Raw genomic sequence first — 21,440 nt, 5'->3', positions numbered from 1 at the left:
CGTTTCCTGTCATTTGTCCGGGCTGTCGATGGTCAGTGTTTGCTGCGCAGTGGTGCTGCTGGCCAGAGGCTGGCTGCGACCGATCCATTCGCCGGCAGTGGGTTTGCCGGCGCGGGAGATGCGCGCAACCAGTTGGACTTCAGGGAAGTTCGACAGTTTCAACTGCGGCATCATTGCATCGGCGTCGCCCAGCTCGACGGTCGCCGGCAAGTCGGCCACGGTCAGGCGTTTCGCGGCCAGGGGTGCCGGAGGCCCTGCGGTGGCGCGGGCGAAGATGAATACGCTGTCGCCCGGCTGGACCTTGGCTTTGAGCTCTGGAGCCAGATCCACTCGCACCTTGAGCAGTGCCGCCACCTTGGCGGCGGGCGCCTGGGCGACCTTGCCACCGCTGGCTTCGAGTTTCTCGGAGGCCCGAGTGATGCCACCTTGCAGCGCGGCGCGGGAACTGTCCTCCGGTGGCAGTTGCACCAGCAGGCGATTCCAGTAATCGATGGCGTCCTGATAACGCTGGCTTTCAAAGGCAGCAATACCGAGCAAGCCAAGGCTGGTGACTTCTTTCGGATCGGCTTTGAGTGCTTCGTCGGTCAGGGCCTGAACCTTGTCCGACCACTTTTTGCCGTCGGCGAAGTACTGAGCCTGCGCCCATTGACCCAACAGCTCCGGCTGACGACCGGCCAGGTTCACCGTGCGTTCGAAGATCTTCGCCGCATCGCCAGGGCGATCCTGAGCCATGTACGTGCGACCGAGGAAATACAGGCCTTCAGCCGAATCCGGCTGAGCCGCGACCGCACGTTCCAGGCGACGGGTCATCTCTTCCATCGACTGCGGCGCCTGGGAGAATTCGCGGGTCAGTTCGACCTTGTCGCTCGCCCCAAAATGCAGATACAGGCCAAGGCCCAGCACCGGCACCAGAATCGCCGCCAGCAAGGGCCACGGTTTGCCCAGGCGGGACACGCGAGGCGCCTCGACGCCTTCAGTGTCGGCGAGCAATTCACGGGCGGCTTCGGCGCGACCGGTGTCCATTTGCGTGGCGTCGAGAACGCCCTCTTCCTGCTGAGTCTGCAACTCAGCCACGCGTTCCTGATACAGCGCGACGTTCAGGGCCGTACGATCCTCTTCAAGCTGGGCGCGACGACCACGCAGAACGGGAATCAGCAGAAAACTCAGGGCAACCAGAAGTAGCAGACCTGCAGCGAGCCAGAAATCAATCATTCTTGGTTTTATCCAACAGGTGGTCGAGGCGCTCACGCTCCTCGGCAGAGAGCTCATCCTTGGTGTCAGCGCGTTGCACGCGACGACGGCGGACGATCACGGCGATGATCACAAAACCGCCTAGCAGCAGGCCGGCAGGGCCGAACCAGAGCACAGCAGTCTTGGCGTTCAGAGCGGGTTTGTAGCGGACGAAATCACCGTAGCGGTCGACCATGAAGTCGATGATCTGCTGGTTGTCCTTGCCCTCGCCGAGCATGCGAAAAATCTCTTTGCGCAGGTCGGCGGCGATCGGTGCGTTGGAATCGGCAATGTCCTGATTCTGGCACTTGGGGCAACGCAGCTCTTTGGTCAGCTCGCGAAAACGCTCGCGATCACCTTCTTTGGCGAACTCGTAGGTGTCGATGGCCGCGTGCGCCACGCCGGCCATGCTCAAACCCAATACCGCTGCGGCTATCCAGCGCTTCATGGCTTGGCCTCATCAACCAGCGCCTGATACTTGGCCGCCAGTTTTTCGCGCCAGACCTGTTCGTCGATCACACCAACGAACTTGTCACGGATGATGCCCTTGGCGTCGATGAAGAAGGTTTCCGGAGCGCCGTACACACCCAGGTTCAAACCCAAAGTGCCGGCGTCGTCACGAATGTCCAGCTGGTACGGATTGTGGAATTCCACCAGCCACTTCAAGGCGTCAGCGTTGACGTCCTTGTAGTTGATGCCGTAGATCACCACGCCCTTCTCGGCCAGTTTATTCAGCACCGGGTGCTCGACCCGGCAGGAAATGCACCACGTGCCCCAGACGTTGACCAGCGCTGGTTTACCCAGAATGTCAGCCTTGGTCAGGGTCTTGTCGCCCTGCACCGCCGGCAGGGAAAACTCCGGGAACGGCTTGTTGATCATCGCCGAAGGCAGCTCGGCCGGGTTCAGGAACAGACCGCGATAAAGGAAAACAGCCACCACCAGGAAAATCGCCAAGGGCAACAGCATCAACCAACGTCTCATGCCGTGGCTCCCGTCATGCCCAGTGCTTCACGCACACGGCTGTTCACTTTGACCCGGTAACGGCGATCCAACGCCGCCAGCAAACCGCCCAAACCGGTGAGCAGACCACCGAACCAGATCCAGCGCACGAACGGTTTGACGTGGACGCGAACGGCCCAGGCGCCATCGCCCAACGGTTCGCCGAGTGCGACGTAGAGGTCGCGGGTGAAACCGGCGTCGATCCCGGCTTCGGTCATCACCGAGTTCTGCACGGTGTAGAGGCGTTTTTCCGGGTGCAGCACGCTGACTTCCTTGCCGTTGCGGATCACCCGAACGGTGCCCTTGTCGGAGGTGAAGTTCGGGCCTTCGAAATGCTTGGCACCTTCGAACACGAAGTGGTAACCGCCCAGGTCCATGGACTCACCCGGCGCCAGACGCAGGTCGCGCTCGGCACTGTTCTGGCTCGACAGCACGACGCCAAGGGCACACACGGCGATGCCGAGGTGAGCGACCTGCATGCCCCAATAACTGCGGGTCAGGGTCGGCAGGCCTTTGATCAGGCCTTTGTGGCGAGTCTTGTCGAAGATGTCACGCACACCGGCCAGCAACACCCAGGCAGCGAGCATGAAGGTCGCAATCACTGCCCAGTTGAAATCGCCATAAGCGACACCGGCGATCACGGCCAGCGCGGCGCTGCCGAGCAACACCGGGGTCAGCATGCTCATCAGCCATTTGACCGGGGTGTCTTTCCAGCGCACCAGCATGCCGACCGCCATCACCACCATCAGCAAGGCCATCAACGGAATGAACAGTGCGTTGAAGTATGGCGGGCCGACCGACAGCTTGGCGCCGGTCATCGCATCGAGGATCAGCGGATACAACGTGCCCAGCAGAATCATCGAGGCCGCCACCACCAGCACCAGGTTGTTACCCAGCAGCAGGGTTTCCCGGGACCAGAGGTTGAAGCCAACGTGGCTCTTCACCACCGGAGCGCGCAGGGCGAACAACGTCAGCGAACCACCGACTACAAACAGCAGGAAGATCAGGATGAACACACCGCGTTCAGGGTCGGACGCAAAGGCGTGAACCGAGGTCAGCACGCCGGAACGTACGAGGAAAGTCCCCAGCAAGCTCAACGAGAACGCGGCGATGGCCAGCAATACGGTCCAGCTCTTGAACACGCCACGTTTTTCCGTGACCGCCAACGAGTGAATCAGCGCCGTACCCACCAGCCAAGGCATGAAGGAGGCGTTTTCTACCGGGTCCCAGAACCACCAGCCGCCCCAGCCGAGTTCGTAGTACGCCCACCATGAACCGAGAGTGATACCGATACCGAGGAAGGCCCAGGCGACGATGGTCCACGGACGGGACCAGCGAGCCCACGCCGCATCAAGACGACCGCCCAGCAGTGCAGCGATGGCGAAAGCGAAGGCCACGGAGAAACCGACATAACCCATGTACAGCATCGGCGGGTGAACGATCAGGCCGATGTCTTGCAGCAGTGGGTTGAGGTCACGACCGTCCGCAGGAATCTGCGGCAGGATACGGGCGAAAGGGTTCGAGGTGAGGATCAGAAACAGCAGGAAACCCGTGCTGATCATGCCCATCACCGCCAGCACGCGAGCCAGCATCACTTGCGGCAACTGTCGGGAAAACACCGACACCGCAAAGGTCCAGCCACCGAGGATCAACGCCCACAGCAGCAACGACCCCTCGTGCGCGCCCCACACCGCGCTGAACTTGTAGTACCACGGCAAGGCGCTGTTGGAGTTGCTGGCAACGTAGGCGACGGAGAAATCGTCGGTCATGAAGGCGTAAGTCAGGCAACCGAAGGAGAACAGCAGAAACGCGAATTGCCCCCAGGCGGCCGGTTGAGCAAGGCTCATCCACAAGCGGTCACCGCGCCAGGCACCGAGCAACGGCACCACGGCCTGAACCAGCGCGAGACACAGCGCCAGAATCATGGCCAGATGGCCGAGTTCAGGAATATAGAGTCCAGACGTCATCGATCAACCCTCCTTCGCGGGCGTTGGAGCAGATTGACCACTGTCTTTCAAAGCCTTGGTCACTTCCGGCGGCATGTACTTTTCATCGTGCTTGGCCAGCACTTCGTCGGCCACCACCACGCCGTCGGCGTTGAGCTTGCCCAGGGCAACGATGCCCTGCCCTTCGCGGAACAGGTCCGGAAGGATGCCGCGATAAGTGATGGTTACGGATTTATTGAAGTCGGTGACGATGAATTTCACGTCCAGCGAATCGCCGGAACGTTGCAGCGAACCTTTCTCGACCATGCCGCCGGCGCGGATGCGCGTGTCTTGCGGGGCTTCGCCGTTGGCGATCTGGGTCGGGGTGTAAAACAGATTGATGTTTTGCTGCAGGGCGCTCAGGGCCAGGCCGACGGCAGCACCGACGCCGACCAGGATCGCGAGAATGATGATAAGACGCTTTTTGCGCAGCGGATTCACTTGCCGTTCTCCCGGCGCAGACGACGCGCCTCTTGTTGCAGATACCGCTTGCGGGCCAGGATTGGCGCCGCCACGTTGAGGGCCAGCACCGCCAGGCAGATGCCATAGGCTGACCAGACATACAGGGCATGATGGCCCATGGCGAGGAAGTCGCCGAATGAAGCAAAACTCATCGAGCGGCCTCCAGACTGTTCTGCACTTCGGCCTTGACCCAACTGGCGCGGGCTTCGCGCTTGAGCACTTCAAGACGCATGCGCAGCAGCAACACCGCGCCGAAGAAACAGTAGAAACCCAGCACCGTCAGCAGCAGTGGCAGCCACATCTCGGCGGGCATTGCCGGTTTTTCGGTGAGGGTGAACGTCGCGCCCTGGTGCAGGGTGTTCCACCACTCCACCGAGTATTTGATGATCGGGATGTTGATCACGCCGACAATCGCCAATACCGCGCAGGCCTTGGCGGCACTGTCACGATTGCTGATCGCATTGCCCAGCGCAATAAGACCGAAGTACAGAAACAGCAGAATAAGCATGGACGTAAGTCGTGCATCCCAGACCCACCACGAGCCCCAGGTCGGTTTGCCCCAGATCGCACCGGTGACCAGCGCCACGGCGGTCATCCAGGCGCCGATGGGCGCCGCGCATTGCAGGGCGACGTCGGCCAGCTTCATCTTCCACACCAGCCCGACGATGCCACAGACCGCCAGCATCACGTAGATGGACTGGGCCAGCATGGCGGCCGGAACGTGGATATAAATGATGCGAAAGCTGTTGCCTTGCTGGTAGTCCGGCGGCGCGAAGGCCAGGCCCCACACTACACCAACGCTGATCAGCAGCAACGCCGCGACACTCAGCCACGGCAGCAGTTTGCCGCTGATGCCGTAAAACCATTTGGGCGAGCCGAGCTTATGAAACCAAGTCCAGTTCATTACTGTTTCCATCACGGTTGCTGCTCGCCATCACGAGCAGCGAAGGGTCTTTGCTGATCAAAATTTGATCAGACCTCATTATTCGCCGACGCTGATCTTCAGGCCAGCAGCGATTGCAAAAGGTGTCAGCGTTATCGCCAGGGCGGTCAGGCTACCAAGCCACAAGAGATAACCGGTCGCCGGCATGCCCTGCAATGCCGCCTGCAAGGCACCACTGCCGAGAATCAACACCGGGATGTACAACGGCAGAATCAGCAGCGCCAGCAACAGGCCACCGCGCTTCAATCCCACCGTCAGGGCTGCGCCCACCGCACCGAGCAGGCTCAGCACCGGTGTACCCAGCAACAAGGAAAGCAGCAACACCGGCAGACAGGCGGTTGGCAAACCGAGCATCAATGCCAGTAATGGAGCGAGCAAAACCAGTGCCAGGCCAGAGAAGGACCAGTGTGCCAGTACCTTGGCCAAAACCAGAAGAGGCAGGGGGTGCGACGAAAGGACCCACTGTTCAAGCGATCCGTCTTCGAAATCACTGCGGAAAAGCCCGTCCAGCGAGAGCAAAACCGATAAAAGGGCCGCTACCCAGACCAGTCCCGGAGACAAGGTTTGCAACAATTGAGACTCGGGGCCCACCGCCAACGGGAACAGGGAAACGACAATCGCGAAGAATACGAGCGGATTGGCCAACTCCGCCGGGCGGCGGAACAACAATCGGGCTTCACGGGCGACCAACAGGCCGAAAACTCTCATACGGCCCAATTCCCCAGATCAATGTCGCGATAGCCGGCCGGCATCCGGGTCAGCGTGTGGTGAGTGGTCAAGACCACCATGCCACCGCGCTCGCAGTGTGCGGCCAGGTGTTCTTCGAGTTGCGCCACGCCTTGTTTGTCGAGCGCGGTGAACGGCTCATCGAGGATCCATAGCGGCGGGCTTTCCAGGTACAACCGCGCCAACGCGACCCGGCGTTGCTGCCCGGCAGACAGCGTATGGCAAGGAACATCCTCGAAACCGCGCAGTCCGACAGCGGTCAGCGCCTGCCAGATCGCCTCATGGGAGGCCGGTTGATGCAAGGCGCAAAGCCAGCTCAGATTCTCTTCCGGCGTCAGCAAATCCTTGATCCCGGCGGCATGGCCGATCCACAGCAGGTTACGCGCCAGCTCAAAACGTTGCTCGTTCAATGGCTGGCCGTTGAGCAGCACCTGACCGGCAGTCGGCTGCATCAGCCCGCAAAGCAGACGTAAAAGGCTGGTTTTGCCACTGCCGTTGGGGCCGCTGATTTGCAACATTTCGCCACTGGCCAGTCTCAATTCGAGATTTTCGAAGAGCAGCCGAAGGTCTCGCTCACAGGCGAGGGCAACGGTTTGCAGGACAGGACTGGTCAAGAGATCACGGGCCTTTTGGGTTCAAGTCGGCAGTGGAGCGGCCGTTAAAGATATGCAGGATAAATGCATTGGCGGCCCGTTCTAAGGAGCTGGATCAAGTATTTGAAATGTTTTCAGCGCCCCGAGTGCAACGGGGCGGCATTATACATGCCATGCCCTACTCTCAAGAGGGCAATTTCCTCAGGTTGTGACCGCGTATGACAGGCGAAATGAACATCCTTCCGCTCCCGCAAACCATGCCCGCGACTTCGCGACCGCTGGTGGTGAGTGGCGACCTGCTGAAGTTACTGACGCCGATGGAGGGCCTGATCACTGCCGGCCAGACCGCCAAGGCCGAAGTGCTGTCGCTCAAGCAGGCGGATCAAACCTTTCAACTGTTGCTCAAGGTCACCCTCGACAGCGGCCGTCAGACCACAGTCCAGGCCACCAGCAGCCAACCGCTGCCTCAGGGCACCAGCCTGGCGATCACTCAGCCGTCGGCGGGCAATCTGGCCGTCACCGTGCAACAGGCCATCGCCTCCAGCATCGCCACTCTCACCCGTATCGACACGGCACAACTGCCCGTCGGCACCCTGCTGCAAGGCAAAGTACTGACCTCTCAAGTGTTGCCGCAGGCGCCGGGCCAGCCGACGGTGTTTCGCTCGATGGTGAGCTTGCTCAACACCGCGTTGAGCGGCAGCACCCTGAACATCGACAGCCCGACGCCGCTGCGCATCGGCACCTTGCTGAGCGCGCTGGTGCAGGACACCCAGACATTGAAGTTCGTGCCATTGAGCAGCCGCCAGGAGCAATTGGCGGTGACCCAGCAACTGGTCAACCAACAGAGCCGCCAAGGCTCGCTGGATGGCCTGCTCAAACTCCTGCAAAACCTGCCGGCCTCGGACCAGACGTCCAGTGATCTGCGTGCCGCCGTCGGCAAGTTGCTCGCCGGCCTGCCCGATGTTCAACAACTCAGCACGCCAAAGGGGCTGGCCCAGGCACTGACCAATAGCGGCCTGTTCCTTGAAGCCAAATTGCTCAGCGGTCAGAACCCGACGCTGGCCCCGGACATGAAAGGTGATCTGCTCAAGCTGATCGCACAATTGACGCCAGGCCTGCCGGCCAACACCAATCTCAGCGCGATCATTGCCGCCAACACACTGGCCCAGGCCATGCCGAACTTCGTGCGCAGCGCCCTCGGCATGCTCGGTCAGGTCAGCGCCAAACCGCCGCCAACCCGCTTCCCGCTGCCCGAGCGCCTGTTACAGAGCATGGACGGCGAAGGCGATCTCGAACACTTGCTGCGTTTGGCCGCCGCGGCGGTTTCACGCCTGCAAAGTCATCAACTGTCGAGCCTGGAACAGACCGGCGTCACTGACGACGGTCGGTTGATGAGCACTTGGCAACTGGAAATCCCGATGCGCAATCTGCAGGACATCGTGCCGTTGCAGGTCAAGTTCCAGCGCGAAGAAGCGCCCGAGAAGGATCAGCAAAACGAACGCCGCGACGAACGCGAACCCAAACAACAATTGTGGCGAGTGGACTTGGCGTTCGACATGGAGCCCCTGGGCCCGTTGCAGATTCAGGCACAACTGATCAAAGGCAGCCTGTCCAGCCAGTTGTGGGCCGAACGCCCGTACACCGCCAGCCTGATCGAAAGTCATCTGGCCGAACTGCGCCAGCGTCTGCTGGCGTCCGGCCTGAATGTCGGCGATCTCGATTGCCACCTCGGCACACCGCCACAAGGCCCTCAAACCCGTCTCGAACAACGCTGGGTCGACGAAACCGCATGAAAAACCCCAACACCCCGCGCCAGGCCGTCGCCCTCAAATACGACGGCAGCCACGCCCCTACCCTCACGGCCAAAGGTGACGAAGCACTGGCCGAAGCCATCCTGAAGATTGCCCGCGAATGCGAAGTACCGATTTACGAGAACCCCGAGTTGGTAAAACTGCTGGCGCGAATGGAATTGGGGGAGAGTATTCCGGAAGAGTTGTATCGGACGATTGCCGAGATTATTGCGTTTGCGTGGAATTTGAAGGGTAAGTTCCCGGCGGGGCATGATCCGAATGCGCCGATGGTCGAGAAAGACATCACCGATCGCGGCGAAGACTACTGATCGTTCCCACGCTCCGCGTGGGAATGCAGCCCGGGACGCTCCGCGTCACATTCAACAGCGGAACGCGGAGCGTCCCAAGAGGCATTCCCACGCAGAGCGTGGGAACGATCTTGGGTAGGCGTCAGTTCTTGTGCAACTTGCTCATCAACTCCGCTTCAGCCTGGGTCAAGCCGCAGGACTGAGTCAGTTCATCGACGCTCGCGCCCATACCGACCAGTTTTGCCGCCTGGGCAAACGACAGGCTCGACGGATCGCGCTGTTCCAGCTGAGCCAGTTTGTCCGGCAACGGGCCAACCACCGCGCGCAGTTCGTGCAGGTCTTCACCCATGCGCACGTTGCCGCTTTGGTAGTCCTCGACGCGCCTGGCCAGGTCCTTGATGCGCTGATCGCGCAGCGCATCGCCCTGGGCCTGTTGCGCGGCGATCAGTCGTTGGCCTCGTATGTACGCCAGAAACATCGCCAGCGTGCCTGCCCAGAAGAGGAACAGGACAATGACCGCTACCTCAAGAATCAATCAGATGTTCTCCAGGTCCGACCATTCTTCTTCGCTCATCATCTTGTCCAGCTCGACCAGGATCAGCAGTTCGTTGTTCTTGTTGCACACGCCTTGAATGAACTTGGCGGATTCTTCGTTACCGACGTTCGGCGCGGTCTCGATTTCCGACTGACGCAGGTAAACCACTTCGGCCACGCTGTCGACCATGATCCCGACGACTTGCTTGTCGGCTTCGATGATGACGATACGGGTGTTATCGCTGATCTCGGCATTCATCAGGCCGAAGCGCTGACGGGTGTCGATCACGGTGACCACGTTACCGCGCAGGTTGATGATGCCCAGCACGTAGCTCGGTGCACCTGGGACCGGGGCGATCTCGGTGTAACGCAGGACTTCCTGAACGCGCATCACGTTGATGCCGTAGGTTTCGTTGTCCAGTTTGAAGGTTACCCATTGCAGGATCGGATCTTCAGAACCTTTTGCATTCGTCGCTTGATTACTCATACCCTGACCCCTCGAAAAACCGCTTCTGGCGGTGTGTGTTCTTTAGGCGGCATTCAACAATGCCGTCGCATACTTGTTATGTCGGCAGCTATGTCGGTTTGTGTAGCGGCTTGCTGCCGCTCATGTGCTTTGCCCCGCCGCTGGCGATCAACTCGGCCAGGGCGGAAACGTCCAGCAGCGCACACATGTGCTCAATCACCGTGCCGGCAAGCCATGGCCGCTGACCTCGATGACTTCTCCATTTGATTTCGTTCGGGTCCAGGCGCAACGAGCGGCTGACCTGATGCACCGCCAGCCCCCATTCGTAGCCCTGAACCGAAATAACGTATTGCAGGCCCTGACGGAAATCGTCGCGGTAACGGTCGGGCATGACCCAACGCGCGGTGTCCAATACTTTCAGGTTGCCAGCCTGGCTCGGCAGGATCCCGAGGAACCATTCCGGCTGACCGAACAGCGGCGTCAGCTCGTGGCCGGCCAACGAATAAATCGAACCCAGACACACCAGCGGCACCGCCAGGGTCAACCCGGCAACATCGAACAACAGGCATTCGAACGGCTCGGCGGCCCAGGACGGGCGACCATCGGTTTCCACGGGTGGCGGCGTGTTGCTCGGCGGCCGATGGACTTCGACCACCGGCGGCACCAAGGCTTGCAGCAGCGGTGCGATGGTCGATACCGGCGCGAGAACCGGCGCGGGTGCTTCGATCAACGCCACTGGAGCCTTCACCACAGGCGCTGCTACTGGCGCGGCAACCACGGCGGGTTTCTGCGCATCGCGAGCCTGCTCTTCAAGCACCGCTGCCTGGAACTCGTCCAGCGCAGCTTCAACTTCGACCGCTTCAACAACCTCAACGATTTCAACCAACGCTTCGATTTCCGGCGGCAACTCTTCAGTCGCCTCCATCAGCAAGCTGTCCAGATAAGACTGCAGCGCCAGTTGCGGACGCGAGGTGATCTTGACCGGCCGATTCATGCGCGCACCGTTGTTGTAGGAGCAAGGCTTGCCCGCGATGAACGATAACTCGGTGTAGCTATGAAAACCGCAGTGAAGCTATCGCGGGCAAGCCTTGCTCCTACAGGTAATGAGTTCATCTCACGCCACCTGCGGAACAAGTTGTGCGGCCAGCAGATGCTTGAGCAGCGCGCGATACGCCAGCACCCCACGGCTCTTGCCGTCGAACTGCGAAGGCGTCACGCCGGCACGGCTGGCGTCGCGCAAGCGGGTATCGACCGGGATGTAGCCCTGCCAGATTTCTTCCGGGTATTTGTCGCGCAACACCCGCAGCGTGCTGAGGGACGCCTGTGTGCGGCGGTCGAACAGGGTCGGCACGATGCTGAACGGCAGCGCCTGTTTACGCGAACGGTTGATCATCGCAAGGGTATTGACCATGCGCTCCAGGCCTTTGACCGCCAGGTGTTCGGTCTGCACCGGGATCACCAATTGCTGGCTCGCCGCCAAGGCATTGACCATCAGCACGCCGAGCAACGGCGGGCTGTCGATCACGGCGTAATCGAAGTCTTGCCACAGTTGCGCCAGGCTCTTGGCAATCACCAGGCCCAAGCCGCTCTGCCCCGGCGACTGGCGCTCGAGGGTCGCGAGCGCGGTGCTCGACGGCAGCAGGGAAATACTCTCGTGGCTGGTGGGCAACAGCAACTGACCGGGCAGGCCTTGCGGCACACTGCCCTTGTGCAGGAACAGGTCGTAGCTGCTGTGTTCCAGGCTGTCGGGGTCGTAACCGAAGTAGCTGGTCATGGAGCCGTGGGGGTCGAGATCGACCACAACCACGCGCTTGCCCGCCTCGGCCAGTAAACCGGCTAAAGCGATAGAGGAAGTGGTTTTACCAACACCACCCTTTTGATTGGCAACGGCCCAGACTCTCATTCGGATTGTTCCTCCCGGTCGAAATGGCGGACCGAGAAATAGCTCAACGTATTAATGCGGGTGACGGAGAATTGACGGCACTCTCTCGTCCCGGCGACTTGACTGGGGTCGGTGCAGTTTGTGTGCCAGCACGCTTCAACGCGGCATCCGGTTTCGCATTGGCCGTTCCGGTACCCGTGAGGCTACGGCGCACATCGAGATTTCGCGACACCACCAGCACCACGCGACGGTTACGCGCCCGCCCCTCGGCCGTCGCGTTGTTGGCCACTGGCTGGAACTCGCCGTACCCCACCGACGCCAGGCGACCGGGGTTTACACCCTGCATCGCCAACATGCGCACGATGCTCGCCGAACGGGCCGAGGACAGCTCCCAGTTGGTCGGGTATTGCGCGGTGCGGATCGGTTGATCGTCAGTGAAACCTTCGACGTGAATCGGGTTGTCGAACGGCTTCAGAATCGCAGCGACCTTGTCGATGATGTTGAACGCGATGTCGCTGGGCATGGCGTCGCCGCTGCCGAACAACAGGCTGGAATTGAGTTCGATCTCGACCCACAGTTCGTTGCCGCGAATGGTCATCTGGTTGGAGCTGATCAAGTCGCCGAACGCGGCGCTGATGTCGTCGGCGATGCTTTTGAGCGGATCGCTGGCACCCGCGATACCGGCGTCGACCTGCTCGGCGTCTTTAACCAGCGGCTTGGCCGGGGTCACGGTCTTCGGTCGCTCGTCACCGATCGGGATCGGCTTGAGGGCACGGTCGGAGTCGGTAAAGACCCCGATCAACGCTTCGGAAATAACCTTGTACTTGCCTTCGTTGATCGAAGAAATCGAGTACATCACCACGAAGAAAGCGAACAGCAACGTAATGAAGTCGGCGTACGAAACCAGCCAACGTTCATGGTTTACATGTTCTTCAGGTTGCCGACGACGAGCCATAGTCCATTACCCCCATCAATCCATGAAGCCCTGAAGCTTCAACTCAATAGAGCGAGGGTTTTCACCTTCGGCGATCGACAGAATGCCTTCCAACAACATTTCGCGATAACGCGACTGCCGCAAAGCGATGGATTTGAGTTTGGCGGCAATCGGCAGCAGCACCAGGTTGGCACTGGCCACGCCGTAGATGGTCGCGACGAAGGCCACGGCAATGCCGCTACCCAGTTGCGAGGGATCGGCCAGGTTGCCCATCACATGGATCAGACCCATCACCGCGCCGATGATACCGATGGTCGGCGCGTAGCCGCCCATGCTTTCGAAGACTTTGGCGGCTTCGATGTCGCGGCTTTCCTGGGTGTAGAAATCCACTTCAAGGATGCTGCGAATCGCTTCCGGCTCGGCGCCGTCCACCAACAGTTGCAGGCCTTTGCGCGAGTAGTTGTCAGGTTCGGCGTCGGCCACCCCTTCCAGACCCAGCAAGCCTTCCTTGCGCGCGGTCAGGCTCCAGTTGACGACGCGATCGACGCCGCCGGCGAGGTCGATGCGCGGAGGAAACAGGATCCAGGCCAGAATCTGCATGGCGCGCTTGAAGGCGCTCATCGGCGCCTGCAACAGCGCCGCACCGATGGTCCCACCGAGAACGATCAACGCTGCCGGGCCGTTGGCCAGGGCACCGAGGTGACCGCCTTCAAGGTAGTTGCCGCCAATGATGGCGACAAACGCCATGATGATCCCGATAAGGCTTAAAACATCCATCAGATACAAGCCTCGACCAGATGCTTGCCAATATCGTCCAGGCTGTACACTGCGTCGGCGAGTTCAGCTTTGACGATGGCCATCGGCATGCCGTAGATCACGCAGCTGGCTTCATCCTGAGCCCAGATTGCGCTGCCGCCCTGCTTGAGCAGACGCGCGCCTTCGCGACCATCGGCGCCCATGCCGGTCAATACGACCGCCAGAACTTTGTCACCGTAAGACTTGGCCGCGGAACCGAAGGTGATGTCCACGCACGGCTTGTAGTTCAAACGCTCGTCGCCTGGGAGGATTTTCACCGCGCCACGGCCGTCGATCATCATTTGCTTGCCACCCGGCGCCAGCAACGCCAGGCCCGGACGCAGGATGTCGCCATCCTCGGCTTCCTTGACGCTGATGCGGCAGAGCTTGTCCAGACGCTCGGCGAAGGCCTTGGTAAAGGCAGCCGGCATGTGCTGGATCAGTACGATCGGTGCGGGGAAGTTGGCCGGCAATTGGGTCAGAACCCGCTGCAAGGCAACCGGGCCGCCAGTGGACGTACCGATAGCGACCAGTTTGTAGGCTTTGCGTTTAGGCGCGGGCGACGACGAGGCTAACGCGTGGGCACGCGCCGGAATCGGGGCCGGTGCCGGACGCGCAGGCGCGCTGCTGCCGTAGCTGCTGACGCTCGAAGGTGCAGGCGTCGGGGCAGGTGCGGCGGCCGGTGCCGGAGCACTGTAGGTGTTGGCGCGACGGTTACTGCGCGAGATGCTGAGAATCTTCTCGCACAGCAGTTGCTTGACCTTCTCTGGGTTGCGGGAGATGTCTTCGAAATTCTTCGGCAGGAAATCCACTGCGCCAGCGTCCAGCGCGTCGAGGGTTACCCGAGCGCCTTCGTGGGTCAGCGAGGAGAACATCAACACCGGGGTCGGGCAGCGCTGCATGATGTGCCGCACTGCCGTGATGCCATCCATCATCGGCATCTCGTAGTCCATGGTAATCACGTCTGGCTTGAGGGCCAGCGCCTGATCAATCGCCTCTTTTCCGTTGGTCGCCGTGCCGACGACCTGGATATTCGGATCCGCTGAAAGAATTTCCGAGACGCGGCGGCGGAAAAACCCCGAATCGTCCACCACCAGGACTTTAACTGCCATAAACACTCCGTTAGGGGGAGCGAGGCTCAGTCGCCCCGCCCCACCAGAATCAAATACGCCGTGCGGCGTAACGCTTGAGCATGCTCGGAACATCGAGAATCAGCGCAATGCGGCCGTCACCGGTGATGGTGGCGCCGGACATGCCCGGGGTTCCCTGGAGCATTTTGCCCAATGGCTTGATGACCACTTCTTCCTGGCCCACCAGTTGATCGACGACGAAGCCGATCCGCTGAGTGCCCACCGAAAGGATCACCACATGGCCTTCGCGCTGCTCTTCGTGAGCGGCGGAGCTGACCAGCCAGCGTTTGAGGTAGAACAAGGGCAGCGCCTTGTCCCGCACGATCACCACTTCCTGGCCATCCACCACGTTGGTGGTCGACAGGTCGAGGTGGAAGATCTCGTTGACGTTCACCAGCGGGAACGCAAACGCCTGGTTGCCCAGCATGACCATCAGCGTCGGCATGATCGCCAGGGTCAACGGGACCTTGATGACGATCTTCGAGCCCTTGCCCTTGGTCGAATAGATATTGATGGTGCCGTTGAGCTGGGCGATTTTGGTTTTCACCACGTCCATGCCCACGCCGCGTCCGGAGACATCGGAAATTTCGGTCTTGGTCGAGAAACCCGGCGCGAAGATCAGGTTGAAGCAATCGGATTCGCTGAGGCGATCCGCTGCATCCTTGTCCATCAAGCCTTTCTTCACGGCAATGCCGCGCAGAACGTCGGCGTCCATGCCCTTGCCGTCATCGGAGATCGACAGCAGGATGTGGTCGCCTTCCTGTTCAGCGGACAGGATCACCTTGCCGCTGCGAGGCTTGCCCATCGCTTCACGCTCGGCCGGCTCTTCAATACCGTGGTCGACCGAGTTGCGCACCAAGTGGACCAGCGGGTCGGCCAGGGCCTCGACGAGGTTCTTGTCGAGGTCGGTTTCTTCGCCAACCAGTTCCAGGTTGATCTCTTTCTTGAGCTGGCGAGCCAGGTCGCGAACCAGACGCGGGAAGCGCCCGAAGACCTTTTTGATCGGTTGCATCCGGGTCTTCATGACCGCGGTTTGCAGGTCGGCCGTGACCACGTCGAGGTTCGACACGGCCTTGGACATGGCTTCGTCGCCGCTGTTGAGGCCCAGACGGACCAAGCGGTTACGCACCAGTACCAACTCGCCGACCATGTTCATGATTTCGTCGAGACGCGCGGTATCGACCCGCACGGTGGTCTCGGCTTCGCTGGCCGGTTTTTCCGGTGGCGGCGCGGACGCGGCACGAGCCGGAGCCGGGGCAGCAGCGGCAGGCTTCGGCGCTTCGGCTTTAGGCTCGGGCGCTTTGGCAACGGGTTTCGGTGCAACAGCCTTGGCCGCTGGCGCCGCAACCGGAGCGCTGGCGCCCGACGCGGTACCGACTTCAGTGAACTTGCCTTTGCCGTGCAATTCGTCGAGCAGCGATTCGAACTCGTGATCGGAGATCAGATCGCCCCCAGCCGCTTTAGCGGTGGGTGCAGCCGGGGCCGGGACCGCAGCAATGGCCGATTCCAGCGCATCAACGGCAAAGTTGCCCTTGCCGTGCAGTTGATCGAGCAGTGCTTCGAATTCGTCGTCGGTGATATCGGAGCTGTCGCCTGCCGCTTTCGGGGCAGCCGGTGCGGCTGGCGCCGGGGCTACCGCATCGACGGCGAACTGGCCTTTACCGTGCAGTTGATCGAGCAACGACTCGAACTCGGCATCGGTGATTTCGTCGCTGGCCGCTGCATTGCTGCTCGGCGCTGGCACAGCGGCCGGGGCTTCTGCCTGAGCCTTGACGGCGTTCAGCGAGTCCAGCAGTTGTTCGAATTCGTTATCGGTGATGTCACCCGATTCGCTCTCGGCGGCAGGTTCTTCCACCACGTCGGCGACCGGTGCCGTTTCATCGGCGGTTTGCGGCTCGGCCAGACGGGCCAGTGCCGCCAGCAATTCTGGCGTGGCAGCCGTGATCGGGCTGCGCTCGCGGACTTCGGTAAACATGCCGTTCACCGCATCCAGCGCTTCGAGAACTACGTCCATCAGTTCCGAGTCGACGCGACGCTCACCCTTGCGCAGGATGTCGAACACGTTCTCGGCGATGTGACAGCACTCCACCAGCTCGTTGAGCTGGAGGAAGCCGGCGCCTCCTTTTACAGTGTGAAAACCGCGAAAAATTGCATTGAGCAAGTCCGCATCATCAGGTCGGCTTTCAAGCTCGACCAGCTGTTCGGACAGTTGCTCTAGAATCTCGCCGGCCTCAACCAGGAAATCCTGAAGGATCTCTTCATCGGCGCCGAAGCTCATGTGTAGGGGTGCTCCTAGAATCCAAGGCTGGAAAGCAAATCGTCTACATCGTCCTGACCGGACACAACGTCTTCTCTTTTATCGGCATGAATCTGCGGACCTTCACCCTGAGAGAGATGTTTTTGCGGATCTTTTTCTGCCAGCATCGCTTCACGGTCATGTTCGATGCCCGCAAAGCGGTCCACCTGACTGGCCATAAGCACGAGCTTGAGCAGGTTGCTTTCAACTTCGGTGACCAATTGGGTCACACGCTTGATCACCTGACCGGTGAGGTCCTGGTAATCCTGAGCGAGCAGAATGTCGTTGAGGTTGCTCGACACAACGCGATTGTCTTCGCTGCTGCGTGTCAGGAAACCGTCGACTCGCCGAGCCAGCTCGCGGAACTCTTCAGCCCCGACTTCGCGACGCATGAACCGTCCCCAGTCGGTGCTCAAGGCCTGGGCTTCGTTGCTCAGGCCGTTGACCAGCGGCGTGGCGTTTTCCACCAGGTCCATGGTGCGGTTGGCAGCAGCCTCGGTCAGCTTGACCACATAACCCAGACGCTCGGTGGCGTCCGTGATCTGCGAGACTTCCTCGGCTTGCGGCATGTTCGGGTCAATCTGGAAATTGACGATCGCGCTATGCAGCTCGCGAGTGAGCTTGCCCACCTCTTGATACAGGCCACGGTCACGGGTCTGATTGAGCTCATGGATCAATTGCACAGCGTCGCCGAACCTGCCTTTTTCAAGGCTTTCGACCAGTTCGACCGCGTGTTTTTTCAGAGTCGATTCGAAATCGCCCTGTGAAGACTCGTAATGCTCCATAGCTCCCCCCGTGGCGCAGTGGCTTCGCACATCAACCGATGCGTTCGAAAATCTTCTCGATTTTTTCTTTTAACGCCTGGGCCGTGAAGGGCTTGACCACATAGCCGTTAACACCGGCCTGGGCTGCCTCGATGATCTGCTCGCGCTTGGCTTCAGCGGTCACCATCAGCACCGGCAGGTGCTTGAGCTTTTCATCGGCACGCACGTGGCGCAGCAGGTCGATACCGGTCATGCCAGGCATGTTCCAGTCTGTTACCAGAAAGTCGATGCTGCCGCTGTTGAGCACCGGAATGGCAGTAGTGCCATCGTCGGCCTCGACCGTGTTGGTGAACCCAAGGTCACGCAACAGGTTTTTAATGATCCGCCGCATCGTTGAGAAGTCATCAACGATGAGGATTTTCATGTTCTTGTCCAATTCGACCTCCAAGCAGTCTTAAACGCGCCCAGCACCTGGACGCGCCATTTCAATCAATCCGGCAAAGCACTCGATGACTGTCTGGAGCACAACAGATCGGGACCGGTACGGTTCAACACCCCACCAGTCGCGTTCGCAGTGTCCCCACACTGCCTTCAGCGCGCTCGCCACTCCCCCAAACGCCCCCGCAAACGGGCCGCGCACTGGCTGTGTAACTGGCTGACCCGAGATTCGCTGACCCCCAGGACCTCACCGATTTCCTTGAGGTTCAACTCTTCGTCATAGTACAGCGCCAACACCAGTCGCTCACGCTCCGGCAAATTGGCAATCGCGTCCGCCAGCGCTGCCTGGAAGCGTTCATCTTCCAGATCGCGTGACGGCTCCAGATGTGCACTGGCGCCATCCTCGTGCAGCCCTTCGTGTTCGCCGTCCTGCAACAGATCGTCGAAACTGAATAACCGGCTGCCCAGGGTGTCGTTCAAAATCCCGTAATAATCGTCGAGACTCAATTGGAGTTCGGCCGCAACCTCGTGATCTTTAGCGTCACGGCCGGTTTTAGCTTCAATCGAGCGAATGGCGTCGCTGACCATTCGGGTATTGCGGTGGACCGAACGTGGCGCCCAGTCCCCTTTGCGTACTTCGTCGAGCATCGCGCCGCGGATTCGTATGCCCGCGTACGTCTCGAAACTCGCGCCTTTGCTGGCGTCGTATTTGGTTGACACTTCAAGCAGGCCGATCATCCCGGCCTGGATCAGATCTTCAACCTGGACACTGGCCGGCAGACGCGCCAGCAAGTGGTAGGCAATGCGTTTAACCAGTGGCGCGTAACGCTCGATCAGCTCGTACTGCGCGTCACGTGCCGACTTCTTGTAGAGGTTGTAGCCACTGGCTGTCATAGCACCGGTCCTGCGGTTTGTTGCACGAGGCGCTCGACGAAAAACTCCAGGTGCCCACGCGGGTTGGCAGGCAGCGGCCAGGTATCGACCTTCTGTGCAATGGCCTTGAACGCCAGTGAGCACTTGGACCGCGGGAAGGCCTCGTAAACGGCGCGCTGCTTCTGCACAGCCTTGCGCACGCTTTCGTCGTAAGGCACCGCACCGACGTATTGTAAGGCGACGTCGAGGAAGCGATCCGTGACCTTGGTCAACTTGGCGAACAGGTTGCGACCTTCCTGCGGGCTCTGGGCCATGTTGGCCAGGACGCGGAAGCGGTTCATGCCGTAATCGCGGTTCAACAGTTTGATCAGTGCGTAGGCATCGGTGATCGAGGTCGGCTCGTCGCAGACCACCAGCAAGACTTCTTGCGCTGCGCGAACGAAGCTGACGACCGAGTCACCAATGCCCGCTGCGGTGTCGATTACCAGCACGTCGAGGTTGTCGCCGATATCGCTGAACGCCTGGATCAGGCCGGCGTGTTGAGCCGGGCTCAAATGAACCATGCTCTGTGTGCCGGACGCGGCCGGGACGATGCGGATGCCGCCAGGGCCTTGCAACAGTACGTCGCGCAGCTCGCAGCGGCCTTCGATCACGTCGGCCAAAGTACGTTTGGGTGTCAGTCCCAGCAGGACGTCGACGTTCGCCAGCCCCAGATCGGCGTCCAACAGCATGACGCGCCGACCGAGCTCAGCTAGAGCCAGGGACAAGTTCACTGACACGTTAGTCTTCCCGACGCCACCTTTGCCGCCGGTCACCGCGATCACCTGTACGGGATGCATGCTGCCCATGAATTTCTTTACCTTGTCTTACTTAGACGGAGGCCACATTACTGGCTGCGCGTTCACAAACGGAACAATGCATGGCAGACCATCGATGTAGGTACAAAACTGTCATTAGTACCTCAGCCGACCTGCTTGGTCGGGCTGTGGTAAATATCAGCGAACATATCAGCCATGGCTTCTTCGCTGGGTTCTTCTTGCATTTGCACGCTTACGGCGCGACTGACCAACTGATGACGACGCGGTAGATGCAAATCATCCGGAATCCGCGGGCCATCGGTCAGGTAGGCCACCGGCAATTCATGACTGATGGCCAGGCTCAACACCTCGCCCAGACTTGCCGTTTCATCCAGTTTAGTCAGGATGCAGCCAGCGAGCCCACAACGCTTGTAACTGTGATAAGCGGCCGTTAGAACCTGTTTCTGGCTGGTGGTTGCCAAAACCAGATAATTTTTCGATTTGATGCCACGACCGGCCAGGCTTTCGAGCTGCATGCGCAGTGCCGGATCGCTGGCCTGCAGGCCGGCAGTATCGATCAGCACCACGCGTTTGCGCAGCAAGGGCTCCAGCGCCTGTACCAGTGACTGCCCCGGATCGACGTGAGTCACCGACACATTGAGGATCCGGCCCAACGTCTTGAGTTGTTCCTGAGCACCGATACGGTAGCTGTCCATGCTGACCAGCGCGATATTTTGCGCGCCGTACTTGAGCACGTAACGGGCCGCGAGTTTGGCCAGGGTGGTGGTTTTGCCCATGCCGGCGGGGCCGACCATGGCAATCACGCCGCCCTCTTCCAGAGGCTCGACTTCCGGTGTGGCGATCATCCGCGCCAGGTGGGCCAGCAACATGCGCCAGGCCTGACGAGGTTCTTCAATATCGGTAATCAGTGCCAGCAAATCGCGCGACAACGGGCCGGACAGGCCGATGCGTTGCAGGCGGCGCCAAAGACTGGCCTGGGCCGGACGGCTGCCTTGCAGCTGATTCCAGGCCAGGGAGCCGAGTTGCACTTCCATCAGTTCGCGCAGGCTGTTGAGCTCGAAACGCATCGAGTCGAACGCCCGTGGGTCGACGCCGCCGGAGGCAGGTGCCGCAGCCGGTGCAGGACGACGGGGTTCGGTGTAGGTCGGTTCGATCAGCGGCTCGGCGGCGGTCAGTGGCAGGCCGGCGAACAATTGGCGATTGGTGGACTTATCACTCTCGCCATCGCTGCGCAGGCTCAGTTCGGCCTGGGCGGTGACGATCCGCGATTGGGTCTTGCGCAGCTCGTCTTCAAGTTCCATGTTCGGAACGCGCGGAGCCAGCGCCGACAACTTGTAATCCAGGGCAGCCGTCAGCTCGACACCACCGGCGATCCGGCGGTTGCCAATGATGGCGGCATCAGCGCCCAGCTCATCACGAACCAGCTTCATGGCCTGACGCATATCGGCGGCGAAAAAACGCTTAACTTGCATAA

The 21,440-nt window shown here is 60.5% G+C and carries 24 protein-coding genes; 2 read left to right on the top strand and 22 right to left on the bottom strand.

The annotated features are described in order from the left end of the window. Window positions 1–9: 9 nt before the first annotated feature. From ccmI to ccmA, 9 genes are all read right to left on the bottom strand, one after another. Window positions 10–1,212, bottom strand: a complete 1,203-nt coding sequence (gene ccmI, locus IB252_RS03565) for a c-type cytochrome biogenesis protein CcmI (RefSeq protein WP_192406823.1) — start codon at window positions 1,210–1,212, stop codon at window positions 10–12. Then, a complete protein-coding gene (locus tag IB252_RS03560) occupies window positions 1,205–1,678 on the bottom strand; it encodes a cytochrome c-type biogenesis protein (RefSeq protein ID WP_008145552.1) in 474 nt (157 codons plus the stop codon). Before IB252_RS03560 ends, ccmI begins: the two co-directional genes overlap by 8 nt. After that, window positions 1,675–2,211 carry a DsbE family thiol:disulfide interchange protein gene (locus IB252_RS03555; protein WP_192406821.1) on the bottom strand — a complete coding sequence of 179 codons (537 nt, stop codon included), beginning with the start codon at window positions 2,209–2,211 and terminating at the stop codon, window positions 1,675–1,677. Before IB252_RS03555 ends, IB252_RS03560 begins: the two co-directional genes overlap by 4 nt. Then, a complete protein-coding gene (locus tag IB252_RS03550) occupies window positions 2,208–4,196 on the bottom strand; it encodes a heme lyase CcmF/NrfE family subunit (RefSeq protein ID WP_192406819.1) in 1,989 nt (662 codons plus the stop codon). The genes IB252_RS03555 and IB252_RS03550 overlap by 4 nt, the downstream gene beginning before the upstream one ends. A 3-nt stretch (window positions 4,197–4,199) precedes the next feature. Continuing rightward, window positions 4,200–4,655 (bottom strand): cytochrome c maturation protein CcmE, encoded by a 456-nt coding sequence (gene ccmE / locus IB252_RS03545; RefSeq protein ID WP_054596313.1) that lies wholly within the window; start codon window positions 4,653–4,655, stop codon window positions 4,200–4,202. Beyond that, a complete protein-coding gene (gene ccmD / locus IB252_RS03540) occupies window positions 4,652–4,828 on the bottom strand; it encodes a heme exporter protein CcmD (RefSeq protein WP_008145547.1) in 177 nt (58 codons plus the stop codon). The genes ccmE and ccmD overlap by 4 nt, the downstream gene beginning before the upstream one ends. After that, the gene (locus IB252_RS03535; RefSeq protein ID WP_111451896.1) at window positions 4,825–5,580 is read right to left on the bottom strand and encodes a heme ABC transporter permease; all 756 of its coding nucleotides are present in this window, start codon (window positions 5,578–5,580) and stop codon (window positions 4,825–4,827) included. Before IB252_RS03535 ends, ccmD begins: the two co-directional genes overlap by 4 nt. Before the next feature lie 78 nt (window positions 5,581–5,658). Beyond that, window positions 5,659–6,327 (bottom strand): heme exporter protein CcmB, encoded by a 669-nt coding sequence (gene ccmB, locus IB252_RS03530; RefSeq protein ID WP_111451895.1) that lies wholly within the window; start codon window positions 6,325–6,327, stop codon window positions 5,659–5,661. Then, window positions 6,324–6,959, bottom strand: coding sequence for a cytochrome c biogenesis heme-transporting ATPase CcmA (gene ccmA, locus IB252_RS03525; RefSeq protein ID WP_007894233.1), 636 nt, complete (start codon window positions 6,957–6,959; stop codon window positions 6,324–6,326). Before ccmA ends, ccmB begins: the two co-directional genes overlap by 4 nt. A gap of 197 nt (window positions 6,960–7,156) precedes the next feature. On the opposite strand from ccmA, the gene IB252_RS03520 reads away from it, so the two are divergent. Both IB252_RS03520 and IB252_RS03515 read left to right on the top strand, forming a co-directional pair. Further along, a complete protein-coding gene (locus IB252_RS03520) occupies window positions 7,157–8,731 on the top strand; it encodes a flagellar hook-length control protein FliK (RefSeq protein WP_192406817.1) in 1,575 nt (524 codons plus the stop codon). Then, window positions 8,728–9,057 carry an EscU/YscU/HrcU family type III secretion system export apparatus switch protein gene (locus IB252_RS03515; protein ID WP_192406815.1) on the top strand — a complete coding sequence of 110 codons (330 nt, stop codon included), beginning with the start codon at window positions 8,728–8,730 and terminating at the stop codon, window positions 9,055–9,057. The genes IB252_RS03520 and IB252_RS03515 overlap by 4 nt, the downstream gene beginning before the upstream one ends. Window positions 9,058–9,178: 121 nt before the next feature. Here the strand turns inward: IB252_RS03515 and IB252_RS03510 are convergent, their stop codons facing one another. The 13 genes from IB252_RS03510 to flhF all read right to left on the bottom strand — a co-directional run bounded on the left by IB252_RS03510 (window position 9,179) and on the right by flhF (window position 21,438). Further along, a complete protein-coding gene (locus tag IB252_RS03510) occupies window positions 9,179–9,571 on the bottom strand; it encodes a DUF2802 domain-containing protein (protein WP_074874590.1) in 393 nt (130 codons plus the stop codon). After that, window positions 9,572–10,057: a chemotaxis protein CheW gene (locus IB252_RS03505; RefSeq protein WP_008155806.1), complete on the bottom strand. Its 486-nt coding sequence runs from the start codon at window positions 10,055–10,057 to the stop codon at window positions 9,572–9,574. It abuts the gene before it with no gap. Between the two features lie 88 nt (window positions 10,058–10,145). Continuing rightward, entirely contained in the window at window positions 10,146–11,030 is an 885-nt protein-coding gene (locus tag IB252_RS03500; RefSeq protein WP_192406814.1) for a CheW domain-containing protein, read from the bottom strand. A gap of 120 nt (window positions 11,031–11,150) precedes the next feature. Then, window positions 11,151–11,939: a ParA family protein gene (locus tag IB252_RS03495; RefSeq protein ID WP_008155810.1), complete on the bottom strand. Its 789-nt coding sequence runs from the start codon at window positions 11,937–11,939 to the stop codon at window positions 11,151–11,153. A gap of 43 nt (window positions 11,940–11,982) precedes the next feature. Then, window positions 11,983–12,873 carry a flagellar motor protein MotD gene (gene motD, locus IB252_RS03490; protein ID WP_008155811.1) on the bottom strand — a complete coding sequence of 297 codons (891 nt, stop codon included), beginning with the start codon at window positions 12,871–12,873 and terminating at the stop codon, window positions 11,983–11,985. 15 nt (window positions 12,874–12,888) lie between these two features. Further along, complete coding sequence (locus IB252_RS03485; protein ID WP_111451890.1) at window positions 12,889–13,629, bottom strand: flagellar motor protein; 741 nt, start codon at window positions 13,627–13,629, stop codon at window positions 12,889–12,891. Continuing rightward, window positions 13,629–14,759: a protein-glutamate methylesterase/protein-glutamine glutaminase gene (locus IB252_RS03480; RefSeq protein ID WP_192406812.1), complete on the bottom strand. Its 1,131-nt coding sequence runs from the start codon at window positions 14,757–14,759 to the stop codon at window positions 13,629–13,631. Before IB252_RS03480 ends, IB252_RS03485 begins: the two co-directional genes overlap by 1 nt. 49 nt (window positions 14,760–14,808) lie before the next feature. Then, complete coding sequence (locus IB252_RS03475) at window positions 14,809–17,055, bottom strand: chemotaxis protein CheA (protein WP_192406810.1); 2,247 nt, start codon at window positions 17,053–17,055, stop codon at window positions 14,809–14,811. A gap of 14 nt (window positions 17,056–17,069) precedes the next feature. Continuing rightward, window positions 17,070–17,858, bottom strand: coding sequence for a protein phosphatase CheZ (locus tag IB252_RS03470; protein WP_111451887.1), 789 nt, complete (start codon window positions 17,856–17,858; stop codon window positions 17,070–17,072). 31 nt (window positions 17,859–17,889) lie between these two features. Beyond that, window positions 17,890–18,261, bottom strand: a complete 372-nt coding sequence (locus IB252_RS03465) for a chemotaxis response regulator CheY (protein ID WP_003183998.1) — start codon at window positions 18,259–18,261, stop codon at window positions 17,890–17,892. A 167-nt stretch (window positions 18,262–18,428) separates the two neighbouring features. Continuing rightward, window positions 18,429–19,169 (bottom strand): RNA polymerase sigma factor FliA, encoded by a 741-nt coding sequence (gene fliA / locus IB252_RS03460; RefSeq protein ID WP_007894214.1) that lies wholly within the window; start codon window positions 19,167–19,169, stop codon window positions 18,429–18,431. Continuing rightward, window positions 19,166–19,996 (bottom strand): flagellar synthesis regulator FleN, encoded by an 831-nt coding sequence (fleN, locus tag IB252_RS03455; RefSeq protein ID WP_008001746.1) that lies wholly within the window; start codon window positions 19,994–19,996, stop codon window positions 19,166–19,168. Before fleN ends, fliA begins: the two co-directional genes overlap by 4 nt. A gap of 113 nt (window positions 19,997–20,109) precedes the next feature. Further along, complete coding sequence (gene flhF, locus IB252_RS03450; RefSeq protein WP_192406808.1) at window positions 20,110–21,438, bottom strand: flagellar biosynthesis protein FlhF; 1,329 nt, start codon at window positions 21,436–21,438, stop codon at window positions 20,110–20,112. Window positions 21,439–21,440 lie beyond the last annotated feature (2 nt).

This window comes from Pseudomonas sp. PDM10 (assembly GCF_014852295.1).
Classification (GTDB): domain Bacteria; phylum Pseudomonadota; class Gammaproteobacteria; order Pseudomonadales; family Pseudomonadaceae; genus Aquipseudomonas.
This window is presented reverse-complemented; position numbering and strand designations above follow the sequence as displayed.